Raw genomic sequence first — 20,196 nt, 5'->3', positions numbered from 1 at the left:
GGCCTTCGACGACCTTGCAGTCCACGCTTGGCTGCGACGGCATCACGCGCGTAGGCGCGGTCAACCCGTGCCGCGCAGCACACCTGATCGGCCCGCGACCGCGGTCATGACGACGCCCGCGACGCCCGCGATCTCCGCGCCGCCGCGGTGCCGATCGCGCGACCTGCACAGCCCGATTACAACGCGTCTGCGTCGAGCTCACCGGTGCGGATGCGCACCACCTGACCGAGGTCCCAGACGAAGATCTTGCCGTCGCCGATCTTGCCGGTGCCCGCGGCCTTGATGATCGTCTCGACCACGGCCTCGACCTGGTCGTCGGTCACCGCAACCTCGAGCTTGATCTTCGGCAGGAAGTCGACGACGTACTCGGCGCCGCGGTACAGCTCGGTGTGCCCCTTCTGCCGCCCGAAGCCCTTGACCTCGGTCGCGGTGATGCCCGCCACGCCGACCTCGGCCAGCGCCTCGCGCACGTCGTCGAGCTTGAACGGCTTGATCACCGCCATGACCATCTTCATCGGGACGTTTCCTCGGGCAAGCGCGGCAGGATAACGCGGCGCGTGTGTGGCTTTGGCCTGTGGCCGGGGTAGAGTGCGCGTCCGTCGGATTTGTCCGACACCGCCGCGCGGCTCGCGCCGACGGCGCCGTGCCCGGGTGCATCGCATGCTGGGCACCCGCTGCAGGAGCCCGCCATGATCGACCTCGCCCAACTCGACGACCTCGCCCGCCGCCTCAGCGGGCTCGTGCCTGCCGGCCTGCGGGGCGATTCCGCACAGGAACTGCGCTCGGAGCTGCAGCAGAACTTCCGCGCCGTGCTGCAGTCGGGACTTGGCAAGCTCGACCTCGTGACCCGCGAGGAGTTCGAGGTGCAGCGCGCCGTCCTGCTGCGCACGCGCCAGAAGCTCGACGAACTGCAGCGCACCGTCGCAGAGCTCGAAGCGCGCGCGGGCGCGCCCGACTCGCCCAACGCCCCGCCGCGCTGAGCGGCCCGCCATGAACCTCGCCCTCGTGCACAGCCGTGCGCGAGCGGGCGTCCACGCGCCCGCGGTCCGCGTCGAAGTGCACCTGGCCGGCGGTCTGCCGCGCATGTCGATCGTCGGCCTGCCCGAAGCGGCGGTGCGCGAAGCGAAAGACCGCGTGCGCGCCGCGATCGTCTGCGCACAGTACGAGTTCCCGGCGCGCGCAATCACGGTCAACCTCGCGCCTGCGGATCTGCCGAAGGACGGCGGGCGTTTCGACCTCGCCATCGCACTCGGCATCCTCGCGGCGAGCGGACAGGTGCCGCTCGATGCGCTGGCCGACTGCGAGTTCCTCGGCGAGCTCGCGCTGACCGGCGAGCTGCGCGCCGTGGACGGCGTGCTGCCGGCCGCCCTCGCCGCCGGCCGCGACGGCCGCCGGCTCATCGTGCCCGCCGGCAACGGCGCCGAAGCGGCGCTCGCCGGACGCGCCGAAGCGCGCACTGCGCGGACGCTGCTCGAGGTCTGCGCGATGCTCGATGGCCGCCGGGCGCTGCCGCGCGCAGAAGCGGTCGAGGCCGTGCGCGAGCCGGGCCCGGACCTCGCCGACGTGCGCGGTCAGGCGCATGCTCGCAGGGCGCTGGAAATCGCAGCGGCCGGCGAACACCACCTGCTGCTCGTGGGGCCGCCGGGGTGCGGCAAGACCCTGCTCGCCTCGCGCTTGCCGGGCTTATTGCCCGAAGCGAGCGAGGACGAAGCGCTCGAGGCCGCCGCGATCGCGTCGGTCAGCGGCCGCGGCCTGGACGCCGCGCGCTGGCGCGAACGCCCGTTCCGTGCGCCGCACCACACCGCGAGCGCGGTCGCGCTCGTCGGCGGCGGTGCGCAGCCACGGCCCGGCGAGATCTCGCTCGCGCACCGCGGCGTGCTGTTCCTCGACGAGCTGCCCGAGTGGCAACGCCACGCACTCGAGGTGCTGCGCGAGCCGCTCGAATCCGGCGTCGTCACCGTCTCGCGCGCGGCGCGCAGCTGCGAGTTCCCGGCCCGTTTCCAACTCGTCGGGGCCATGAACCCTTGCCCCTGCGGCTGGGCGGGTGACCCTTCCGGGCGGTGCCGCTGCAGCCCCGACGCCGTGCGCCGATACCGCGCGAAGATCTCCGGGCCGCTGCTCGATCGCATCGACCTGCATGTCGAGATGCCGCGCCTGCCGCCGAGTGAGCTGCGCCCCGACGGCCCGCCGGGAGAATCGAGCGCGGCCGTGCGCGAGCGCGTCGTCGACGCCCGCACACGCCAGCACGCGCGGAGCGGCATGACCAACGCACGGCTCACGCCGACCGCGCTCGCCACGCACTGCCGCCTCACCGACGGCGATCGTGCGCTGCTCGAACGCGCGGTCGATGCGCTGCATCTGTCAGCGCGTTCGATGCACCGCATCCTGCGCGTCGCGCGCACGATCGCGGACCTCGCCGGCAGCGACGCCATCGCCACCGCGCACCTCGCCGAAGCGATCAGCTATCGCCAGCTCGATCGTGGCGAGCGGCACGCGGCGTAGGCGCGGGCGACTCACAGGACAGGCGCCACTGACGGCCCATATCGATGCGCGGCGACGGATCGCCGACATGCGACCGCAGGTCGAGGGCCGAAGCGGCCGAGCGTCCTATCGCGCGTCCGCCCACTCGACGCGATTGCCACCGCGGCGTTTTGCGCGGGCGAGCGCCTCGGTGGCTTGGGCGTGCGCGCTGCGCCATCCGCCCTCGGGATCGATCAGGCACGCGCCGATGCTCAGCGGGCAGATCAACGGCGGCGTGCGCGGCACCTGCAGCAGGCCCTGGACCGTGGCGATCACGCAGTCCGCGTGCGCGAGCACGTTCGCGCGCTCCGGCGCGGACACGAGCAGGCAGAACGTGTCCCCGCCCAGCCGGCATGCGAAATCATCGGTGCCGGCCACCGACACGAGCAGATGCGCTACGGCCTGCAGCAGGCGGTCGCCGGCGGCGTGGCCGTGCACGCTGTTGACGGCGCGGAAGCGGTCGCAGTCGACGAGCAACAGGCCGAGCCCGTCGAGCGGGCGCGTCTCGCGCAACTCGGCCAGGTGGCGCTCGAGGCCGCGGCGGTTCGGCAGTCCGGTGAGTTCGTCGGTGCCGATCAGCACCTCGGCCCGGCCGAGTTGTTCGGCAGTTGACTGCAGCCGATCGAGCGCGGCCTGCAATGTCGCGTTGTGCATGCGCAGCCGCTGGCCCAGGACATGCTCGCGCTGCACGGCCTGCGAGAACGTGCGCTGCAGAAAACCGCACAGCGTGGCGGCGTCGTCCGCGACGAGTCGGCCGAAGTCGCGCCCGTCGAGTTCGACGAGCGTGCTTTCGAAGAGGGCGCTGCCCGTGGCCGGGCACGGGACGTCGCCCGACAGCAGGCCGAGTTCGCACACGGCATTTCCCGCCCCCACCCGCTCGGTGGCGCCGCCGTCGTCGAGCTCGACTTCAAGCTCGCCCGCGGTGATGACGAACAGCGTGCGGCACGGTTCGCCGCGCTGGAACACCACGTGCCCCGGCCACACCTGGCGCGGTCGCCCGTGTCGAAGAAACAGCGCGTGCTCCGCTGCCGTCAACCGGACGCCAAGAGAGCCGCTGGGCGGGCCGGACTCGGAAGAAGGATCGATCGAGTGCAAGGGCATGCCGACGGCGCTGAAGCGGAAGCGCGAGCATAACAACCGGCCCTGAAGGCGCCGGCCGCGGTGCGCTCGTAACTGTCGGCGCGATTGGGCCGAACACTGCATGCGTCGTGGAAGGTCGATAAGCGCGCGGCGCAGACACGCGCATGAGGCGCGCGATACGGATCCCGGCGCGTCAATGGCCGCGCTGTCGCGCTCCTCAGACGGACGCGGCCGTGTCCACGGTGTGCGTGGCCCAGCGGGCGCACCGCTTGCTTGATTCAAATGCCGATGCGGGGCCGGCCATTTCGACCGGCCCCGCATCGGGCATGAGTCACCTACGCGCGCTTCAGGCCGCCGCGCGCGCCGCCGAGCCCGCGTTCGCTGCCGGACGCTCGTCAAACTGCTCTTCCTCGGTCGAGCCCTTGAGCGCGACGGTGGACGACTGCGCGCCCTGAATCGTCTGCGTCACCGTGTCGAAGTAGCCGGTGCCGACTTCGCGCTGATGCTTGACCGCGGTGAAGCCGCGATCGGCCGCGGCGAACTCGCGCTCCTGCAGCTCGACGAACGCACTCATCTGCCGGCGTGCATAGCCGTGCGCGAGGTCGAACATGCCGTAGTTGAGCGCGTGGAAACCCGCGAGCGTGATGAACTGGAACTTGTAGCCGTAGGTCGCGATTTCCTTCTGGAACTTCGCGATCGTCGCGTCGTCGAGGTTCTTCTTCCAGTTGAAGCTCGGCGAGCAGTTGTACGCGAGCAGCTTGCCCGGGTACTTCGCATGGATCGCCTCGGCGAACTTGCGCGCGAATTCGAGGTCTGGCTTGCCGGTCTCGCACCACACGAGGTCCGCGTACGGCGCATACGCGAGGCCGCGGCTGATCGCCTGGTCGAGGCCGTTCTTCGTCTTGTAGAACCCTTCGGCCGTGCGCTCGCCTGTGCAGAACTCGCGGTCGTTGTCGTCGATGTCCGACGTGAGCAGGTCCGCGGCCTCGGCATCGGTGCGCGCGACGATCAGCGTCGGCACGCCGGACACGTCCGCGGCCAGGCGCGCGGCGACGAGCTTGTCGACCGCCTCGCGCGTCGGCACAAGCACCTTGCCGCCCATGTGGCCGCACTTCTTGACGGACGCGAGCTGGTCTTCGAAATGCACGCCCGCGGCGCCCGCCTCGATCATCGCCTTCATGAGCTCGAACGCGTTGAGCACGCCGCCAAAACCCGCTTCCGCGTCGGCGACGATCGGCTGCAGGAAGTCGATGTCACCCGTGCCTTCGGCCTGCTGGATCTGGTCGGCGCGCAGCAGCGTGTTGTTGATGCGCTTGACGACCTGCGGCACCGAGTTGGCCGGGTACAGCGACTGGTCGGGGTACATCTCGCCGGCGATGTTCGCATCGGCCGCGACCTGCCAGCCGGAGAGATAGATCGCCTTGAGCCCGGCCTTGACCTGCTGCATGGCCTGGTTGCCGGTCATCGCGCCGAGCGCGTTGACGAAGTCCTCGGTGTGCAGCGAATTCCAGAGCTTCTGCGCGCCGAGCTTGGCGAGCGAATGCTCGATCTGCACAGTGCCGCGCAGGCGCACGACGTCGGCCGCCGAGTACGGGCGCGTGATGCCGCTCCAGCGGGCGTCGTTGGCCCACTGCTGTTCGAGCTGTTCGGCGGTCGGGAGGGAAGTGGTCATGGCGAACTCCTTTCGTATGGGTAGTCGTATCGGGGATTGGATGGCCGTTGGCGGCCGGATCTGAGAAAACGCGGGTGCAGCGGGCCGCTGCGGCGCGAAGCCGCAGGGCGAATCGGGGACAGGAGGGCCTGAGGCGGCAGGCCCGGTGCGGCGTTACTCGAGTCGCGCGTACGCCGGCAGCGTGAGGAAGTCCTCGAGCGTGTCAGCGCGCGTGAGCGTGTCGAGCAGTTCGATCGCCTCGTTGACGCGGCCGGAACCGGGCAGGTTCGGCTGCGCGGCCAGCCGGCTCGGCAGGCCGATCAGCGCCTGCTCGAACAGGCACTCATCGACCGGCGTGCCGTCGTCGAGGCACAGCCCGCTCGGGCAATCGGGCGTCGGCGGATTCGTGTGGTGCATCCACTGCCACAGCTGCGCGCGCGCGATCTCGGCGGTCGCCGCGTCTTCCATGAGGCCGTGGATCGGCACGCAGCCGAGGCCGTCGAGCCAGGCCGCGAGATAGCGCACGCACACCTCGACGTTGTTCTCGAGCCCGGCGCGCGTGATCGTGCCGCGCGGCGGGGTGACGAGCTCGGCCTGGGTGACACGCACCTCGTCACGGGTGACGTGGTGCTGGTGCGGCGTCGGCATGTGCGCGTCGAACACGTCACGAGCGACCGACACGAGCGCCGGGTGCGCGACCCAGGTGCCGTCGCAGCCGGCCTGAACCTCACGCAGCTTGTCGGCGCGCACCTTCTCGAACGCGGCTTCGGTCGCGGCCTCGTCGCCGCTGACCGGGATCACCGCAGCCATGCCGCCCATCGCATGCGCGCCGCGCTTGTGGCAGGTCTGCACGAGCAGGTCGGTGTACGCGCGCAGGAACGGCTGCGTCATCGTGACCTGGCTGCGCTCGGGCAGCGCCTTGTCGCGGTGGGCGCGGAACGTCTTGAGGTAGCTGAACATGTAGTCCCAGCGCCCGCAGTTGAGGCCGGCGATGCGGCTGCGCAGCGCGTGCAGGATCTCGTCCATCTCGAACACGGCCGGCAGCGTCTCGATCAGCACGGTGACCTTGATCTGCCCGGGGTTGAGCCCGAGCGCGCGCTCGATGAAGCCGAGCACGTCGTTCCACAGCTGCGCCTCTTCCATCGACTGCAGCTTGGGCAGGTAGAGATAGGGGCCGCGATCCTTCGCCGCGAGCGCGTGCGCGTTGTGGAACGCGAACAGGCCCGCGTCGAACAGGCTGCCCGACATCGGCACGTCGTCGACGAGCACATGCTTCTCGTCGAGGTGCCAGCCGCGCGGGCGCACCATGAGCACGGCCTGCTCGTCGAACGGCTTGAGCGCGTAGTGCTTGCCGTTCGGCGCGTCGAACGTGAGCGTGCCGGCGACCGCGCCGCGCAGCGCCTGCTGGCCGGCCACAAGGTTGTCCCAGGTCGGCGTGGTGCTGTCCTCGAAGTCGGCCATGTAGACCTTCGCGCCCGAGTTCAACGCGTTGATGACCATCTTCGGGTCGACCGGGCCGGTGATCTCGACGCGACGGTCGAGCAGGGCCTCCGGCAGCGGCGCGACGCGCCAGCCGCCTTCGCGGATCGCGGCGGTGTCAGAACGGAAGTCGGGGAGATGGCCGGCGTCGAAGAACGCCTGGCGCTCGCGGCGGGCGGCAAGGCGGGCCTGGCGGACGGGCTCGAACGTGCGGTGCAGCGCAGCGAGGAAGTCCATCGCCGCCGGCGAGAGCAGATCGCCGGGGGCGCCCTGCGCCGCGGTAAGGGTGGCCCCGCGCTGCGGGTCCGAATCCAGTTCGAGTACAGCTGCCATGCGAACGCTCCTGCAAAGTCGGTTGCGTCGACCATGCGCTGCCGTGTGCTATACGACAAACGAGATTTGTCAATGCTCTTTATAAGTTCCTCAAATACACGCGGCCGTCACCCCCAGAATGACTTATGCAACCCCTCGTTTTTCGTATAAAGGCAGTCGGCTCAAGCCTTTACGCGCGTTCTGCCAGGTCGCACGGCTGGGCTCGGTGTCGCGAGCGGCCGAGGCGCTGTTCCTGAGCCAGCCCGCGGTGAGCCTGCAGCTGCAGGCGCTGGAGCGCGAATACGGCGCGCGGCTGCTCGAGCGCAGCGGTCGCCGCCTCACGCTGACCCGCGAGGGCGAGACGCTGTACGAGCTGGCTCGGCCACTCGTGGAGGGGATGGACAACCTCGAGACCACCTTTCGCGAGCGCGTGCGCGGGCTCGACGCCGGCGAGCTCAACGTGGCGGCCGGCAGCTCGACCATCCTCTACCTCCTGCCGAAGATCATCGAAGCGTTCCGCGAGGCGCATCCGAAGGTGCGCGTGAGCCTGCACAACGTGACCGGCGCGGGCGGGCTGGACCTGCTGCGGTCCGACGGCGTCGACCTTGCGGTCGGCTCCATGCTCGACGTGCCGGCCGACCTCGACTACGCGCCGGTCTACCGCTTCGAGCCGATGCTGATCACGCCGCCGGACCACCCGCTCGCGACCAAGCCCGAGCTCACGCTCGAGGACCTCTCGCCGTACGGGCTGATCCTGCCGCCGCAGCGGCTCACGACGTACCGGATGGTCGATCTGGTGTTCCAGCGCGCGCGCGTGCCGTACACCGTCGCGCTCGAGGTGGGTGGCTGGGAGATCATCAAGCAGTACGTCGCGATGGGGCTGGGCATCAGCATCGTCACCGCGATCTGCCTCGGCGAGGCCGACCGTGCACGACTCGCGGCGCGATCGCTTGCGCAGTACTTCCCGTCGCGCAGCTACGGCGTGGTCGTGCGCAAGGGCAAGTACCTCTCACCCCAAGCTCGCGCATTTACGGAGCTCATCAAACCCGAGCTGTTCGTGCGCCGGGGTTATGACGCCACCGGCCACTCCGAGCGCTGACGCAGCCGGCGACAGGCGAATGCGCCGGCCGCCACCGAGTCGATCGCCAGGTCGAGCCACCGCAGCGGCAGGGCCGCGAGCCCGGCCGCGAGCGCACGACGGCGCGGCCCGCTCACAACGACGGCCAACGCCGCAAGCCAGACCGTCGCCTCGACGGCCATGAGCGCGACGAGCAGCGCGCCCTGCCCCGCCAGCAGCAACGCGAGCGCGACCGCCGGCACGGCGATGCGATCAAATGCGAGCGCGCGCAGCACGCCGCGGCCGGGTGCGCGCCGTGCAGGCGGCCACACGGCGCCGAGCAGCGCCTGGGTGTCCTGATACCGCGCGCGCATCGTTCCCATGCACCCATGCGCGCCGTGCTCGCGGGCGACCGCGCCCGGCACCGGCACGATGCGCAGGCCGGCGCTCGCAAACGCGGCACCGAGCGAGAACGCATCGACCGCGGCGTGCGGCATCGATGCGGCGACCGCCGCGAGCGCGCGGCGCCGGTACGCGACCGCGCCGCTGGGCCGGCCGATGCCGCCGAACAGCCGCGCGTGCCCGACTTCGACGAAGCGCCGCTGCACGAGGCCGGCGCACTCGCCGTGGGCGTCGGCGAGGCGACGCGACACCCGGGCGAATGCATCGCGCGCGGCGAGCGGATCGCGCCAGTCATCGCCGCCGAGCCAGCGCCGGAACGGGTCGCTCTGCGCCCACCTGCGGCGATCCGCGTCCCCCAGCGGCAGCCGCACGCCGCACGCGGCCGCGGCGCGGGGATCGCGCTGCAGCGCGTCCACGCAGCGCGCGAGCCAGTCCGGCGAATCGAGCACGGTGCGCGCATCGAGCACCACGAGCACGTCGCCGTCGAGCGCGTTCGCCTGCAGCCCGGCGATCGAGACCGCTCCACCGGCGCCGTGGAGCGCCACGGTTTCCAGCCGCAGCCCGTGCATGCGCGCGAACTCGCGCGCGATCGTGGCCGTGCCGTCCTGCAGCACGGCCGCGTCTTCGACCAGACGCACGCGGCGTGGCCGCAACGTCTGCGCGCACAGGCCGGCCAGGCAGTAGGCGATCGACGCGCGGTCGCGGCCGGCGTGGATCACGACATCGACCTGCACCGCCGAGGCATCGACCGGCATCGTGGCGGCCGCACGGCGCAGCCAGCCGGCCGCCCCGGCGAGCGCGGCCGGCGCGAGCACGAAACGCGCGGAAGCGGCAGGCGATGGCATGGGCGGCGGCACTCCGGAGCGCAGCGCCTGCGGCGCGACCGCCGGATAGACGCACGATGCGTGCCAGTGCCGCTAAGGCGTGCCGTGGTGCTTGCCTTGCCAGGGCCGGTAGAACGCGCGCAGCTGCGCGAGGTCGTGTTCGAGATCGTCGCCGGTCTGAAACGGCGGCCCGATGCCGATCACGCGGTCCGGGTAGTGGAAGTACACCGGCAACACCGGCACGCCCGCCTCGTGAGCAATTTTCCAGAAGCCCGTCTTCCAGCGCTCCACGGGCTTGCGCGTGCCCTCGGGCGCGATACCAATCCAGAACCGGTCCGATGCGTGGAAGCGCGCCGCGACCTGATCGACCACGCCGCGCGCCGCGTTGCGGTTCACGGCAATCACGCCGAGCGCGCGCATCAGCGGGCCAAGCGGCCCCCAGAACAGCTGGTGCTTGCCGAGGATGCGCACGTCGAGCCCGAGCGCGAGCTTCACGGCGATGCCCCAGACACCGTCCCAGTTCGACGAGTGCGGCGCGCCGATCAGCACGAGCTTCGGCAGGTCCGGGAACGCGCCGGCCACGCGCCAGCCGCCGAGCCGGAGCACCGCGCGGCCGAGTCCGCGGGCGAAACGGTTGGGCCGCATGCGCGGCGCGTTCGGCGGCAGCGGTGGCACCGCGTCGTCGCCGTGGAACGGCGGGTGCACGCTCAGTCCCAGTCCTTGCGCGTGCGCGATTGCTTGATCGACCCGCGTTCGCGCTTGGCGTCGAGCCGGCGCCGCTTGGAGGCGCGCGTGGGCTTGGTCGCGATGCGCGGCACCGGCGCGTGCAGGCCGCTGTCGATGAACGCCGCGAGCCGCTCGCGGGCGTCCTGGCGGTTGCGGTCCTGGGTGCGAAAGCGCTGCGCGTTGATCACGAACACGCCGTCGTCGGTGAGCCGCCGATCCCGCTTGGCGAGCAGCCGCGCGCGCACCGGCTCGGGCAGGCTCGGCGATTGCGCGACGTCGAAGCGCAACTCGACCGCGGTCGCGACCTTGTTGACGTTCTGCCCGCCCGGCCCGGTCGCGCGCACGAAGCGCTCGACGAGCTCGCTTTCTGGGATCGCAATGGAGGGCGACGACTCGGACATGGGCAGACGGCTGAAACGACCGACCGATTCTACGGCCGAGCTGGCGGGACTCGCGTGCATCCCCGTCACGGTCGGCGCCGCGCGTTGCCGCGCGACGTACTCATTGATCAGTCGATCGACGGAGTCGCGTCCGCCGCCACGTCGAACAACGCGAGAGCGCGTGCGAACTCGGCATCGACCGGCGCCTCGACTTCGACCGCATCGCCCCGATGCGGATGCACGAACGCGAGCCGCCGCGCGTGCAGCAGCATGCGGTGAATGCCCTGCATGCGGAACGCGCGGTTGTGGCGGCCGTCGCCGTGGCTGGTGTCGCCGATCAGATGATGCGAGACGTGCTTGAGATGGCGGCGGATCTGACGGAATCGCCCCGTCAGCGGCCGCGCCTCGAGCCACGCATAGCGCGACGTTTCGAACCCGGCCGACGGCCAGGCAAGCTCGCAGGTCGAAAGCGTGCAGAACTGCGTGACCGCCGGCTTCTTGACCGGTTTGCCGGGCCCGCCGTCGAGCGCGTGGTCGATCGTGAACTCGGCCTCGGGCCAGCCGCGGCAGACGGCCCAGTAGGTCTTCTCGACCTCGTGCGACATCAGCACCTTGCCGAGCGCAGACGCAGTGTCGCGATCGAAAGCGAGCAGCAAGCAGCCACTCGTCGCGCGATCGAGCCGGTGCACGAGAAAGATCGGCCGACCGAACTGCTCGCGCAGCCGGTCGGCGGCGAAGTCCGTCTCGCCGCGCGCGAGCGCGCTGTCGTGGACCATCAGGCCGGCGGGCTTGTCGATGACCGCGAGCGCCTCGTCTTCGAACAGCACGCGCAGCGGCGCCGGCGCGGCCTCCGTCGTGTCGATCATCGGATCGCCGATCAAATCCGCCTCGCTCATGCGCCGCGCCGCGGCCACGCCGCGAGCAAGGTCGCAAGCCCGCCGAGCCCGGCCACCCAGGCCGGCGCCGGGATCGACCACAGCTGCGGCCCGCCTGCATCGAGCCCGTACAGCACGGCGGCGACGATGAGCAGGCCGGTGCCGAGGATCGAGGCGACCATGCGCCGCTGCAGGTCGCGCACCGAGCGGCCGAGCTCGCGCAGGTCGGTCGACTGCATCTGCAGCCGCTGCTCGCCGGCGACCTGCTGGCTCAGCCACGCATGCAGCAGCCGCGGCATCTCAGGCGCGCGCGTCACGAGCTCCGGCAACTGCTTCTGGAACTCACCGAGCAGGCGCTTGGGGCTGTAGCGCTCGATGAGGATGCGCTGCAGCACCGGTCGCGCCACCGCCCAGATGTCGATCTTCGGATCGAGCAGGCGCCCGATGCCCTCGATGTTGAGCAGCGTCTTCTGCAACAGGATCAGCTGCGGCTGCAGCGTGAGCTCGTAACGTTGCGCGGTGCGGAACAGCTTGACGAGCACCTCGGCGAGCGAGATCTCGCTGAGCGGCCGCGTGAAGTACGGCTCGCAGACCGCGCGCGCGGCGGCTTCGAGCTCGTCGATGCGGATGTACGACGGCATCCACCCGGCCTGCACGTGCAGTTCGGCGATGCGGCGGTAATCGCGGTTGAAGATCGCCATGAAGTTCTCGGCGAGGTAGTACTGATCCTCGGTCGAGAGCTGGCCCATGATCCCGAAATCCAGCGCGATGAAGCGCGGGTTGTCGCGCCGGGCCGGGTCGGCGTCGACCCAGATGTTGCCGGCGTGCGCGTCGGCGTGGAAGAAGTTGTCGCGGAACACCTGCGTGTAGAACACACGCACGCCTTTCGCGGCCAGCGCATGGCGATCGATGCCCGCCGCGTCGAGCGCGGCGATGTCGTCGGAGGGAATGCCGCGCACGCGCTCGAGCGTGAGCGCCCGCTCGCCGGTGTGCGACCAGATCACTTCGGGCACGTACAGATCGTCGCTGTCTTGCCAGAAGCGGCGCAGCACGCTCGCGTTCGCCCCTTCGCGCTGCAGGTCGAGCTCGGCGGCGAGCGTGTGTTCGATCTCGGCAACGACCGCGCGCGGGCGGATCTTGTCGGCAGCCGGGTGCGTGCGCTCGACGAGTGCGGCGACCGCATTGAGGAGCGCAATGTCACCTGCGATCTGCCGGCGGATGCCCGGCCGCAGCACCTTGACCACCACCTCGCGCGCGGGCTCGCCGTCGCGTGCGGCGAGCGTGGCTGCATGCACCTGCGCGATCGACGCCGATGCGAGCGGCGTGGTGTCGAAGGAAGTGAATGCCTCCGCGACGGGCCGGCCCAGCGTGGCCTCCACGATCAGGCGCGCTTCCTCGCCGTCGAACGGGGCCACGCGGTCCTGCAGCGCGGCCAGCTCCTCGGCGATGTCGTGCGCGACGACGTCGCGGCGGGTGGACAGGATCTGGCCGAACTTCACGAAGATCGGGCCGAGCTCCTGCAGCGCCAGCCGCAGCCGCGCACCGCGCGATTGCGCGGCGATGTCGGCCGACGCACGCGGCACGAACGGGCGCGCGAGCCGCAACCAGCGCTCGGCCGGCGTGCCATCGAGCAATGAATCGAGCCGGTAGCGCAGCAGCACGCGGCCGATGCGCCACGCGCGCGCGGTCGACCGCACCGGGCCGATCATCCGCCGCCCGCCCCGCGCTGCAGCCGCGCGATGCGCGCGGCCAATCGCTCGACACCGTCGCGCACGTCGTCGACGTCGTCGTAGAACGCCTCGAGCTCGCCGCGCGCGACCGCGTCGCGCGATTCCTCGGTCACGTACTCGGCGGCGCTCGCAGCCACCGTGCCGGCGGCGACACGCGCCTGCCGCAATGCGGCCGCGAACGCCTTCGCGACCTGCACGCCGATCACGTCGCCGAACACGGCGGTGAACGGCTGCTGCCAGTCCGGGTCGAAGCGTTCGGCGAGGCGCTGCAGGCGGCGCGCGAGGTCGGCATCGCCTTCGATGCGCAGCTTGCCGACCGGCGGCGCGTCGTCGCGTCGCAGGAACGGCAGCTGAGAGATGAGACCGCCGAGCGTGCTGCGCACCGCGAGGTCGGGCTCGGCGCCGTCGTCGACGGGGCCGACGCGCAGCTGATCGCGGTCGACGGTGATCTGCAGCGCGAGCGCCGGTGCGGCGATGCGCACCACGACGCGACGCCCGTCGAGCGCGCGCAGGCCGTCGCGGGTTTCGGGGTCGAGGGCGAGCGCGCGGTTGAGCGCGGACTCGAGCGTGCGTCCGGCAAGCGGCTTGAGCGCGTCCAGCGGTGAGCGTTGATCGTTCATCGCGGCATTCTAGGACGGCGGGCGAAAAAGGCGCGGGACACTCGCGCGGCAGCGCCCGACGGCCGCGCTTGCGGCGTCAGCGTTCGTGGGCGTCCCGCAGCCGCCGCAGCCCTTCGTCGAATGTCACCTGCGGCACGTAACCGAAGTCGCGGCGCGCCGGGCCCATGTCGTACCAGTGCGCGGTCGCGAGCTGCTCGGCGAGAAAGCGCGTGAGCGGCGGCTCGCCGCGCATCGGCAGCGCGTGCCACAGCCCTTCGCAGACCGCGCCGATCGCGTACGCGACCGGCAGCGGCACGGTCTTCGTGACCGGCGGCGCGCCGGCCGCGGCGAGCAGCGCGTTGAGCGTGTCGCGCATCGTGCGCGGCTCGCCGTTGCTGATGAAGTACGCGCGGCCCGCGCATGCGGCGCCCGGCTCAAGATGCTCGAGCGCATCGACGTGCGCCTGCGCGGCGTTGTCGACGTAGGTCGTGTCGATGACGTTGTCGCCGCTGCCGACGAGGCGCAGCCGGCCCGCACGTGCGCGCTGCGCAAGCCGCGGCAGCAGGTGCGGATCGCCGGGGCCCCAGATCAGCCGCGGTCGCAGCGCGACCGTGGCAAGCGACGCACCGTTCGCCGCGAGCACGAGCTCCTCGGCGATGCGCTTCGTGCGCGCATACGGCGCTTTGAGGTCCTCGCCGTACGGCACGGCGTCGGCGCCCAGGCCTTCGACCGGGTGCGTCGCGCGGTGGGTGACGCTCGGCGTCGAGGTGTACACGAGCTTCTCGATGCCAAGAGAGCGGCATGCGTCGATCACGTGCCGCGTGCCGAGCACATTCGCGCGCTCGTAGTCGGCGTATGCGCCCCAGGCACCGGCCTTTGCGGCGTTGTGGATCACCGCCTCGCAGCCGGCCGCCGCCGCGAGCACCGCATCGCGGTCGGCCAGATCGCCCTGCACCTGCGCGACGCCGAGCGCATCGAGCGCGGGATAGCGGTTGCGCGCGAGACTCACGACCTCGTGCCCGCGCGCACGCAGCAGGCGGCACATCGCAGCGCCGAGAAAACCGCCGCCGCCGGTGACGAGAAGCTTCATAGGTCCGGATTCCCGGTCAGCGACATGGGTCGGTCAGGCTCGCGGCACGAGCGCAGGAAAGCGCTTCGCGACCCACGTCGCGAGCGCCTCGCGGCCGATCTTCGCGTTGTGGCGGATGTCGACCGGAAACCGCGGGTGTCGCACGAACGCATCGATGCCGCCGGTGTGCGCATGCGCGGCGCCCAGCGCCCGCAATTCCTGCTCGATGCGCACCCACTGCGCACGCGATGTGCCCGGCTCGAGTTCGACACACAGCACCGGCCGCTGCGCGCCGCGCACGCCGAGGCCGACGAGCGCACTGCGGCGCACTTGCGGATGTGCGTTGAACACGGGCTCGACCTGTTCGGTGTACAGCGGCCCGCGCGCGGTCTCGACGCGGTGCGACTTGCGCCCGCAGAACCACAGCCGCCCGGCATCGTCGAAATAGCCCACGTCGCCCATGCGATGCACGATGCGCTCGTCGCCGCCCGGCAGCGCTTCGCGGATCTTCGATAGCCGCGTCTGCGCCTCGCGCTCAAAGTAGGTGTCCGTTGCGGTCGGGCCGGCGACGGTGATCTCGCCAACCGCATGCGCCGGCAGCTCGCGCACGTCGCGCCAGTGCTCAATCGCCTCGTCGGTGATCGCAATGATGCGCACGGTGTTTGCCGCGACCGCATGGCCCACGCAGGTGCCGGCGCCCGCTTCGGTCGCTTCGCGCGTGGCCTCGAGTTCCTGCCCTTCGATGACCGCGACCGGCAGGCACTCGGTGGCCCCGTACGGCGTCCAGAACTGCGCATCGGCCGGCAGCAACTCGCGCATGCGCGCGACAACCTCGGCCGGCACCGGCGCACCCGCCGAGGTCACGTGGCGTACGCCCGGCAGCGGCGCGCCGTGGCGCGCGAGCACGGCCATCAGCGCAGGCGAACCGAACAATCGATCGACACCAAAACGCGCGATTGCATCGTGCAGGCGCTTTGGATCGGCCTGCGCGGGGCGCGTGGGGTCCATGTCGGGGATCACCGAGGTGAGCCCGAGCGCGGGATCGAACAGCGCGAACGGTGGAAACGTCGGCAGGTCGACACCGCCCGGCGCGATGCCGAACGCGTCGCGCAGCAGTTCGATCTGCGCGACGAAATGCCGGTGCCGGTACACGACGCCCTTCGGCACGCCGGTCGAGCCGCTCGTGAACAAAACCGCCGCCACGTCGTCAGGCTGCGTGTCGGCGAGTTGTGGGCCTGCGTCGGCGCCGTCGCGTTCGACCTGCGCAAGCGTCGCATCGGCGAGCCGCGCGCGCGCACCGGTCGTGATGCGCACGCGCGCCGAACGCGCCCAGCCGAGCAGCATGCGCGCGACGTGCGCGAGCGGGATGCCGATGAACGCCTGCGGCTGCGCCTCATCGAGGCATTGGCGCAGCGCGCGCTTATCGATGCCCGGGTCGATGAGCACGGGCACCGCGCCGGCCTTGAACAGCGCGAACATCAGCAGGAAGAACTCCGGCGTCGGCCGCACCATCACCACCGCGCGCGTGCCGCGCACGACGCCTCGCTTGGCGAGTCCCGCCGCGATCGCGTCACTGCGCGCGTCGAGCTCCGCATAGGTCAGCGTGACGTCGTAACGCGCGAGGCCATCGCGGCCACGCCGACCGGGGCAGCGCATCGCAACGCGGTCCGGCGCCTCGCGCGCGAGTCGTGGCAATGCGGCAGCGATGTTGCAGATGTCGGCGCTCATCGCATCGAATGGGTCACTGGCCCGCAGCGCGCGGGCGTGCCGCATCGAACGGACGTGCATCGAGCGGATTCCCATCCAGGAACGCACGGATCGCCGGCACGAGCACCTCGTGCTTGTCTTCGAGCACGAAGTGATCCGCGTCTTCGAATGCGTGCACCTGGGCCTGCGACAACGCATTCTTGAAACCTTCAAGGAAATGCCGGTCGAACACGAAGTCACGCAGGCCCCAGCCGATGAACGCCGGGCGGTCGGCGTACTCCGGCAGCGCGCGTCCCGCTGCTTCGAGGAGCGGCCAGGCGCGATCGCCTTCGTGCAGCGGGATGTCCTGCATGAAGCGCAGCGTCGCGATCGCATCGCGCCAGCCGTCGTACGGCGCGGCGTACGCGCGGCGCACCGCGGGCGGCAACGGCCGTGTGGTGCCGAAGTGCGCCGCGCCGCGCGCGAACAGGTTGAACGCGCGGATCATGAAGCCGCCGACGCGCGAATCGCGGCCCAGCGAAAGCTGCCACGGCATCGGCTTCGCGGCCGGCAGTGGGAACGCCGCGGTGTTGAGGATCACGAGCCGGCGCACGCGTTCGCGCCGCTTGAGCGCCCAGCCGAAGCCGATCATGCCGCCCCAATCGTGCACGGCGAGCGTCACCGGGCCGGCGACGCCGAGCTCGGCGAGCACGGTCTCGAGATCGTCGATGCGCGATTGCAACGTGTACTCGTAGCGCGGCGATGCGTCGGGTGCGTCGTCGGGCCGGTCCGACATCCCCATGCCAACGTGGTCGGGCACGATGCAGCGGTAGCGATCGCGCAAGCCCAGAACGAGCCGCCGCCAGTGGTAGCTCCACGACGGATTGCCGTGCAGCATCACGATGACTTCGCCGTCGCGCGGGCCTTCGTCGACCACGCTCATCGCGATGCCCGGCCGCACCTCGATCCGGCGCGGCGTGAACGGGTAATCGGGCAGTGCAGTCGGGATCGGCATCGGTCGTGCGCACGCGCGCGAAGGGGCCGCGCATTCTACGCACCGACCCGCACGCGCCGCCGGCTAGACTGCCCGCATGAAGATCGCCAGCTGGAACGTCAATTCGCTCAATGTGCGCCTGCCGCACCTCGAGGCCTGGCTTGCACAGGCCATGCCCGACGTCGTCGCGCTGCAGGAAACCAAGCTCGAGGACGCGCGCTTTCCCGACGCCGAACTCGCCGCCGCCGGCTACCGCAGCGTGTTCGCGGGGCAGAAGACCTACAACGGCGTCGCGATTCTCGCGCGCATGCCGCTGGCGATCGACGACGTGCAGATCGGCATCCCCGGCTTCGAGGACGAGCAGAAGCGCGTGATCGCGGCCACCGTCGGCGGCGTGCGCATCGTCGACCTGTACGTGGTCAACGGCCAGTCGGTCGGCAGCGACAAGTACGAATACAAGCTGCGCTGGCTCGAGGCGCTGCACGACTGGCTTGCAAGCGAATTGCGCGCGCATCCGGACATGGTCGTGCTCGGCGATTTCAACATTGCGCCCGACGAGCGCGACGTGCACGACCCGAAGGTCTGGCACGACGGCCACATCCTGACCTCGACGGCGGAACGTGCTGCACTGCAGCGCCTGTATGCGCTCGGCCTGCACGACGCATTCCGCCTGCACCATGACGAGGCGGGCATGTTCAGCTGGTGGGACTACCGGCAGGGCGGGTTCCGGCGCGGCAACGGCCTGCGTATCGATCTCACGCTCGTGTCGGACGCACTGCGCGCGCGCTGCGTTGCAGCAGGGATCGACCGCGAGCCGCGCACCTGGGAACGCCCGAGCGACCACACGCCGGCGTGGGTGGAACTCGCGGACTGAGTCGCGTTTGCCCCAACGAAAAAGGCCCGGCAATGCCGGGCCTTTTTGCGTCGACGCTTGTCGCAATGCTTAGCGCACGCGACCGCGGCGGAACATATTGACGATGGCAAGCAGCACGACCGCGCCCACGAGCGACATCAGCAGCCCGGAGAGGCTGAAATCGCCCTGGTTGATGTCGCCGCCGCCGACGCCGAGCATGCCGCCCAGCCAGCCGCCGAGGAACGCGCCGACAATGCCGACGACGATGTTGAGGAAAAGCCCTTGTTGCGCATCGGTCCGCATAATCTTGCTGGCAAGCCAGCCGATGATGCCGCCGACGATCAGCCAAACGATGATGTCCATCATGTCCGCGTCTCCTGCGATCGGTCAGAGGTGAATCATGCCGCGGTCATCCGCGCACCCCTGGATGGGGCGGGATCAGTCTCGGCCGCAAACCGTGACGGACGTGTCAGGAATTGCGGGGAGCGCGCTGCACATTCATCAACGGCCGAGCAACGCGAGCACCGCGTGACGCGGCAGCTTGCCGGTCTCGTTACGCGGTAATGCATCGACGCAACGCAGGCGCCGCGGCAAAAACACCGGATCGATCTGCGCGCGCAACGCATGCAGGATCGCCTCGGGCACGAGACCCGGCGCGACCGCGAGTGCGGCGATGCGGCGCACGCCGGCGCCGTCGGCGGCATCGAGCTGCACCACCACGGCATCGATCACGCCCGGGACGGCCAGCAGCTTGCGCGTGAGGTCGCCGAGCGACGCACGCTTGCCGGCGATTTCGAGCAGATCCGCGTGGCGCCCTCGCAGCTCGAAGCGGCCGTCGGGCAACAGCTCGATGAGGTCGGCCAATGCGATCGGTTCGCGCAGGTGCGGCGCGTGCACCGCGGTGCCGTCGGGCTGCGGTGCGAGCAGAACGCCGGGCAATGGCGTCCATGCCGTTTCCACCGCGGTGCGACGGCGCGCGATCACGCAGGTTTCGGTCGAGCCGAACAGCTCGCGCACTTCGCAACCGAAGCGCGCTTCGGCCTCAATCGCGAGCTCGACCGGCAGCGGCGCGGTCGCCGATACGATGCCGGCGAGCGGCGGCAGCGCGACGCCGGCGGTGACGAGCGCGCGCAGGTGCACCGGCGTGGTGACGAGCAGCGGCGGCGTCGGCGCGTCGCAGAGCGCGCGCGCGACGTCGTCGGGAAAGAACGGCCGCGCGGTATGCACCGCAAACGGCGCCAGCAGCGGCAGCAGCACCGACATCTCCATGCCGTACATGTGCTGCGGCGGCACCGTCGCGACGAGCGGCGTGACCGGCGCGCGCAGCAGGTCGGCCAGTGCAGCCAGGTTCTGCGCCGTGCTCGTGCGGAAGCCGGCCCAGGTCTTTGGGTTCGGCTTGGGCTGCCCGGTGCTGCCGGAGGTGAACCCGATCGCCGCGCAGGCCGCATCGTCGATCGCGAGCGCCGCGCCGTCGAGCGCGGGCAGCCACGCGGGCAACCGGTGCAGCGCTGGCGGCTCGGGGTCGAGCGCGGTGTCGGCGAGGCAGTACGAGGCCGCGTGCTGCGCGAGCGTGTCGCCGACGACAGCGGTCGCGCGCGACGGCGGGAGCAACGTGATCTGGTCGCGCGACGCGGCGGCGCAGAACGCGACGAGAAACCGGTAGCGATCGTCGCAGAGGTTCACCGCGTGGCGCGCATCGGGCAGGCCGGCGGCCACGGCGCGCACCTCGGCTTCGAACTGGGCGCGCGAAACAGCGTGGCCGCCTCCAAACGCGATCATGCGGGCGCCATCGCCGTAGACGAGCGGCGCCAGGGCCGGCCGCGCGGGCGTGACGACAGGTGGACTGAGATCGATGACAGCGGACATGTCGATGCCGTGCGTGGCGGCTTCGGCCGCGCCCCGTGGGTAGCTTACGCTCGCGCGTCCGGCCCACGCACGTCTCGCAATGCACGCGCCCGC

At 70.9% G+C, this 20,196-nt stretch carries 19 protein-coding genes; 4 read left to right on the top strand and 15 right to left on the bottom strand.

The features are described 5' to 3' along the window. Positions 1-176: 176 nt before the first annotated feature. Positions 177-515, bottom strand: coding sequence for a P-II family nitrogen regulator (locus IE075_RS14025; RefSeq protein WP_189457716.1), 339 nt, complete (start codon positions 513-515; stop codon positions 177-179). A 174-nt stretch (positions 516-689) separates the two neighbouring features. Between IE075_RS14025 and ubiK the strand changes: the two genes are divergently transcribed. Together ubiK and IE075_RS14015 are read left to right on the top strand one after the other, a co-directional pair. Continuing rightward, positions 690-980, top strand: a complete 291-nt coding sequence (gene ubiK / locus IE075_RS14020) for a ubiquinone biosynthesis accessory factor UbiK (RefSeq protein WP_189457714.1) — start codon at positions 690-692, stop codon at positions 978-980. Between the two features lie 10 nt (positions 981-990). Beyond that, positions 991-2,502: a YifB family Mg chelatase-like AAA ATPase gene (locus IE075_RS14015; RefSeq protein WP_189457712.1), complete on the top strand. Its 1,512-nt coding sequence runs from the start codon at positions 991-993 to the stop codon at positions 2,500-2,502. 105 nt (positions 2,503-2,607) lie between these two features. On the opposite strand, the gene IE075_RS14010 is transcribed toward IE075_RS14015, so the two are convergent. From IE075_RS14010 to aceB, 3 genes are all read right to left on the bottom strand, one after another. Then, the gene (locus tag IE075_RS14010) at positions 2,608-3,621 is read right to left on the bottom strand and encodes a GGDEF domain-containing protein (protein WP_189457710.1); all 1,014 of its coding nucleotides are present in this window, start codon (positions 3,619-3,621) and stop codon (positions 2,608-2,610) included. Positions 3,622-3,946: 325 nt separating this feature from the next. After that, positions 3,947-5,272 carry an isocitrate lyase gene (aceA, locus tag IE075_RS14005; RefSeq protein WP_189457708.1) on the bottom strand — a complete coding sequence of 442 codons (1,326 nt, stop codon included), beginning with the start codon at positions 5,270-5,272 and terminating at the stop codon, positions 3,947-3,949. Between the two features lie 153 nt (positions 5,273-5,425). Continuing rightward, positions 5,426-7,063, bottom strand: coding sequence for a malate synthase A (gene aceB / locus IE075_RS14000; RefSeq protein WP_189457705.1), 1,638 nt, complete (start codon positions 7,061-7,063; stop codon positions 5,426-5,428). 118 nt (positions 7,064-7,181) lie between these two features. On the opposite strand from aceB, the gene IE075_RS13995 reads away from it, so the two are divergent. Beyond that, positions 7,182-8,141, top strand: coding sequence for a LysR family transcriptional regulator (locus tag IE075_RS13995; RefSeq protein ID WP_189457703.1), 960 nt, complete (start codon positions 7,182-7,184; stop codon positions 8,139-8,141). On the opposite strand, the gene IE075_RS13990 is transcribed toward IE075_RS13995, so the two are convergent. From IE075_RS13990 to IE075_RS13950, 9 genes are all read right to left on the bottom strand, one after another. Further along, positions 8,111-9,346, bottom strand: a complete 1,236-nt coding sequence (locus IE075_RS13990; protein ID WP_189457701.1) for a glycosyltransferase family A protein — start codon at positions 9,344-9,346, stop codon at positions 8,111-8,113. The two genes, IE075_RS13995 and IE075_RS13990, sit on opposite strands and share 31 nt — an antisense overlap. A gap of 72 nt (positions 9,347-9,418) precedes the next feature. Next, positions 9,419-9,970 carry a lysophospholipid acyltransferase family protein gene (locus IE075_RS13985; protein ID WP_189457749.1) on the bottom strand — a complete coding sequence of 184 codons (552 nt, stop codon included), beginning with the start codon at positions 9,968-9,970 and terminating at the stop codon, positions 9,419-9,421. A gap of 62 nt (positions 9,971-10,032) precedes the next feature. Continuing rightward, complete coding sequence (gene arfB / locus IE075_RS13980) at positions 10,033-10,452, bottom strand: alternative ribosome rescue aminoacyl-tRNA hydrolase ArfB (RefSeq protein ID WP_229792537.1); 420 nt, start codon at positions 10,450-10,452, stop codon at positions 10,033-10,035. A gap of 107 nt (positions 10,453-10,559) precedes the next feature. Continuing rightward, positions 10,560-11,297, bottom strand: a complete 738-nt coding sequence (locus tag IE075_RS13975; protein WP_229792544.1) for a pseudouridine synthase — start codon at positions 11,295-11,297, stop codon at positions 10,560-10,562. A 26-nt stretch (positions 11,298-11,323) separates the two neighbouring features. Further along, positions 11,324-13,015, bottom strand: coding sequence for a ubiquinone biosynthesis regulatory protein kinase UbiB (gene ubiB / locus IE075_RS13970; RefSeq protein ID WP_425489380.1), 1,692 nt, complete (start codon positions 13,013-13,015; stop codon positions 11,324-11,326). Next, positions 13,012-13,656, bottom strand: a complete 645-nt coding sequence (locus IE075_RS13965) for a ubiquinone biosynthesis accessory factor UbiJ (protein ID WP_189457692.1) — start codon at positions 13,654-13,656, stop codon at positions 13,012-13,014. Before IE075_RS13965 ends, ubiB begins: the two co-directional genes overlap by 4 nt. Positions 13,657-13,732: 76 nt before the next feature. After that, a complete protein-coding gene (gene oleD / locus IE075_RS13960) occupies positions 13,733-14,725 on the bottom strand; it encodes a 2-alkyl-3-oxoalkanoate reductase (protein WP_189457689.1) in 993 nt (330 codons plus the stop codon). Between the two features lie 33 nt (positions 14,726-14,758). Beyond that, positions 14,759-16,432, bottom strand: coding sequence for an olefin beta-lactone synthetase (gene oleC, locus IE075_RS13955; protein WP_189457687.1), 1,674 nt, complete (start codon positions 16,430-16,432; stop codon positions 14,759-14,761). 13 nt (positions 16,433-16,445) lie between these two features. After that, positions 16,446-17,405 carry an alpha/beta fold hydrolase gene (locus IE075_RS13950; protein ID WP_189457685.1) on the bottom strand — a complete coding sequence of 320 codons (960 nt, stop codon included), beginning with the start codon at positions 17,403-17,405 and terminating at the stop codon, positions 16,446-16,448. A gap of 76 nt (positions 17,406-17,481) precedes the next feature. Here IE075_RS13950 and xth point away from each other — a divergent pair, with 76 nt between their 5' ends. Next, positions 17,482-18,258 (top strand): exodeoxyribonuclease III, encoded by a 777-nt coding sequence (gene xth / locus IE075_RS13945; RefSeq protein ID WP_189457682.1) that lies wholly within the window; start codon positions 17,482-17,484, stop codon positions 18,256-18,258. Between the two features lie 69 nt (positions 18,259-18,327). Here xth and IE075_RS13940 read toward each other — a convergent pair whose 3' ends face one another. After that, positions 18,328-18,600, bottom strand: coding sequence for a GlsB/YeaQ/YmgE family stress response membrane protein (locus IE075_RS13940; RefSeq protein ID WP_189457748.1), 273 nt, complete (start codon positions 18,598-18,600; stop codon positions 18,328-18,330). 138 nt (positions 18,601-18,738) lie between these two features. Continuing rightward, positions 18,739-20,103: an AMP-binding protein gene (locus IE075_RS13935; RefSeq protein ID WP_189457680.1), complete on the bottom strand. Its 1,365-nt coding sequence runs from the start codon at positions 20,101-20,103 to the stop codon at positions 18,739-18,741. Positions 20,104-20,196 lie beyond the last annotated feature (93 nt).

The sequence above is a fragment of the Cognatilysobacter bugurensis genome (assembly GCF_014652095.1).
Taxonomy (GTDB): domain Bacteria; phylum Pseudomonadota; class Gammaproteobacteria; order Xanthomonadales; family Xanthomonadaceae; genus Cognatilysobacter; species Cognatilysobacter bugurensis.
The sequence above is the reverse complement of the archived record's forward strand: the minus strand, read 5'-3'. Positions and strand labels throughout refer to the sequence as shown.

Coding starts and splice junctions, on each gene's coding strand:
- IE075_RS14025 (WP_189457716.1), bottom strand. CDS start 515: ATGAAGATGGTCATGGCGGTGATCAAGCCGTTCAAGCTCGACGACGTG.
- ubiK (WP_189457714.1), top strand. CDS start 690: ATGATCGACCTCGCCCAACTCGACGACCTCGCCCGCCGCCTCAGCGGG.
- IE075_RS14015 (WP_189457712.1), top strand. CDS start 991: ATGAACCTCGCCCTCGTGCACAGCCGTGCGCGAGCGGGCGTCCACGCG.
- IE075_RS14010 (WP_189457710.1), bottom strand. CDS start 3,621: ATGCCCTTGCACTCGATCGATCCTTCTTCCGAGTCCGGCCCGCCCAGC.
- aceA (WP_189457708.1), bottom strand. CDS start 5,272: ATGACCACTTCCCTCCCGACCGCCGAACAGCTCGAACAGCAGTGGGCC.
- aceB (WP_189457705.1), bottom strand. CDS start 7,063: ATGGCAGCTGTACTCGAACTGGATTCGGACCCGCAGCGCGGGGCCACC.
- IE075_RS13995 (WP_189457703.1), top strand. CDS start 7,182: ATGACTTATGCAACCCCTCGTTTTTCGTATAAAGGCAGTCGGCTCAAG.
- IE075_RS13990 (WP_189457701.1), bottom strand. CDS start 9,346: ATGCCATCGCCTGCCGCTTCCGCGCGTTTCGTGCTCGCGCCGGCCGCG.
- IE075_RS13985 (WP_189457749.1), bottom strand. CDS start 9,970: ATGCGGCCCAACCGTTTCGCCCGCGGACTCGGCCGCGCGGTGCTCCGG.
- arfB (WP_229792537.1), bottom strand. CDS start 10,452: ATGTCCGAGTCGTCGCCCTCCATTGCGATCCCAGAAAGCGAGCTCGTC.
- IE075_RS13975 (WP_229792544.1), bottom strand. CDS start 11,297: ATGATCGACACGACGGAGGCCGCGCCGGCGCCGCTGCGCGTGCTGTTC.
- ubiB (WP_425489380.1), bottom strand. CDS start 13,015: ATGATCGGCCCGGTGCGGTCGACCGCGCGCGCGTGGCGCATCGGCCGC.
- IE075_RS13965 (WP_189457692.1), bottom strand. CDS start 13,656: ATGAACGATCAACGCTCACCGCTGGACGCGCTCAAGCCGCTTGCCGGA.
- oleD (WP_189457689.1), bottom strand. CDS start 14,725: ATGAAGCTTCTCGTCACCGGCGGCGGCGGTTTTCTCGGCGCTGCGATG.
- oleC (WP_189457687.1), bottom strand. CDS start 16,432: ATGAGCGCCGACATCTGCAACATCGCTGCCGCATTGCCACGACTCGCG.
- IE075_RS13950 (WP_189457685.1), bottom strand. CDS start 17,405: ATGCCGATCCCGACTGCACTGCCCGATTACCCGTTCACGCCGCGCCGG.
- xth (WP_189457682.1), top strand. CDS start 17,482: ATGAAGATCGCCAGCTGGAACGTCAATTCGCTCAATGTGCGCCTGCCG.
- IE075_RS13940 (WP_189457748.1), bottom strand. CDS start 18,600: ATGGACATCATCGTTTGGCTGATCGTCGGCGGCATCATCGGCTGGCTT.
- IE075_RS13935 (WP_189457680.1), bottom strand. CDS start 20,103: ATGTCCGCTGTCATCGATCTCAGTCCACCTGTCGTCACGCCCGCGCGG.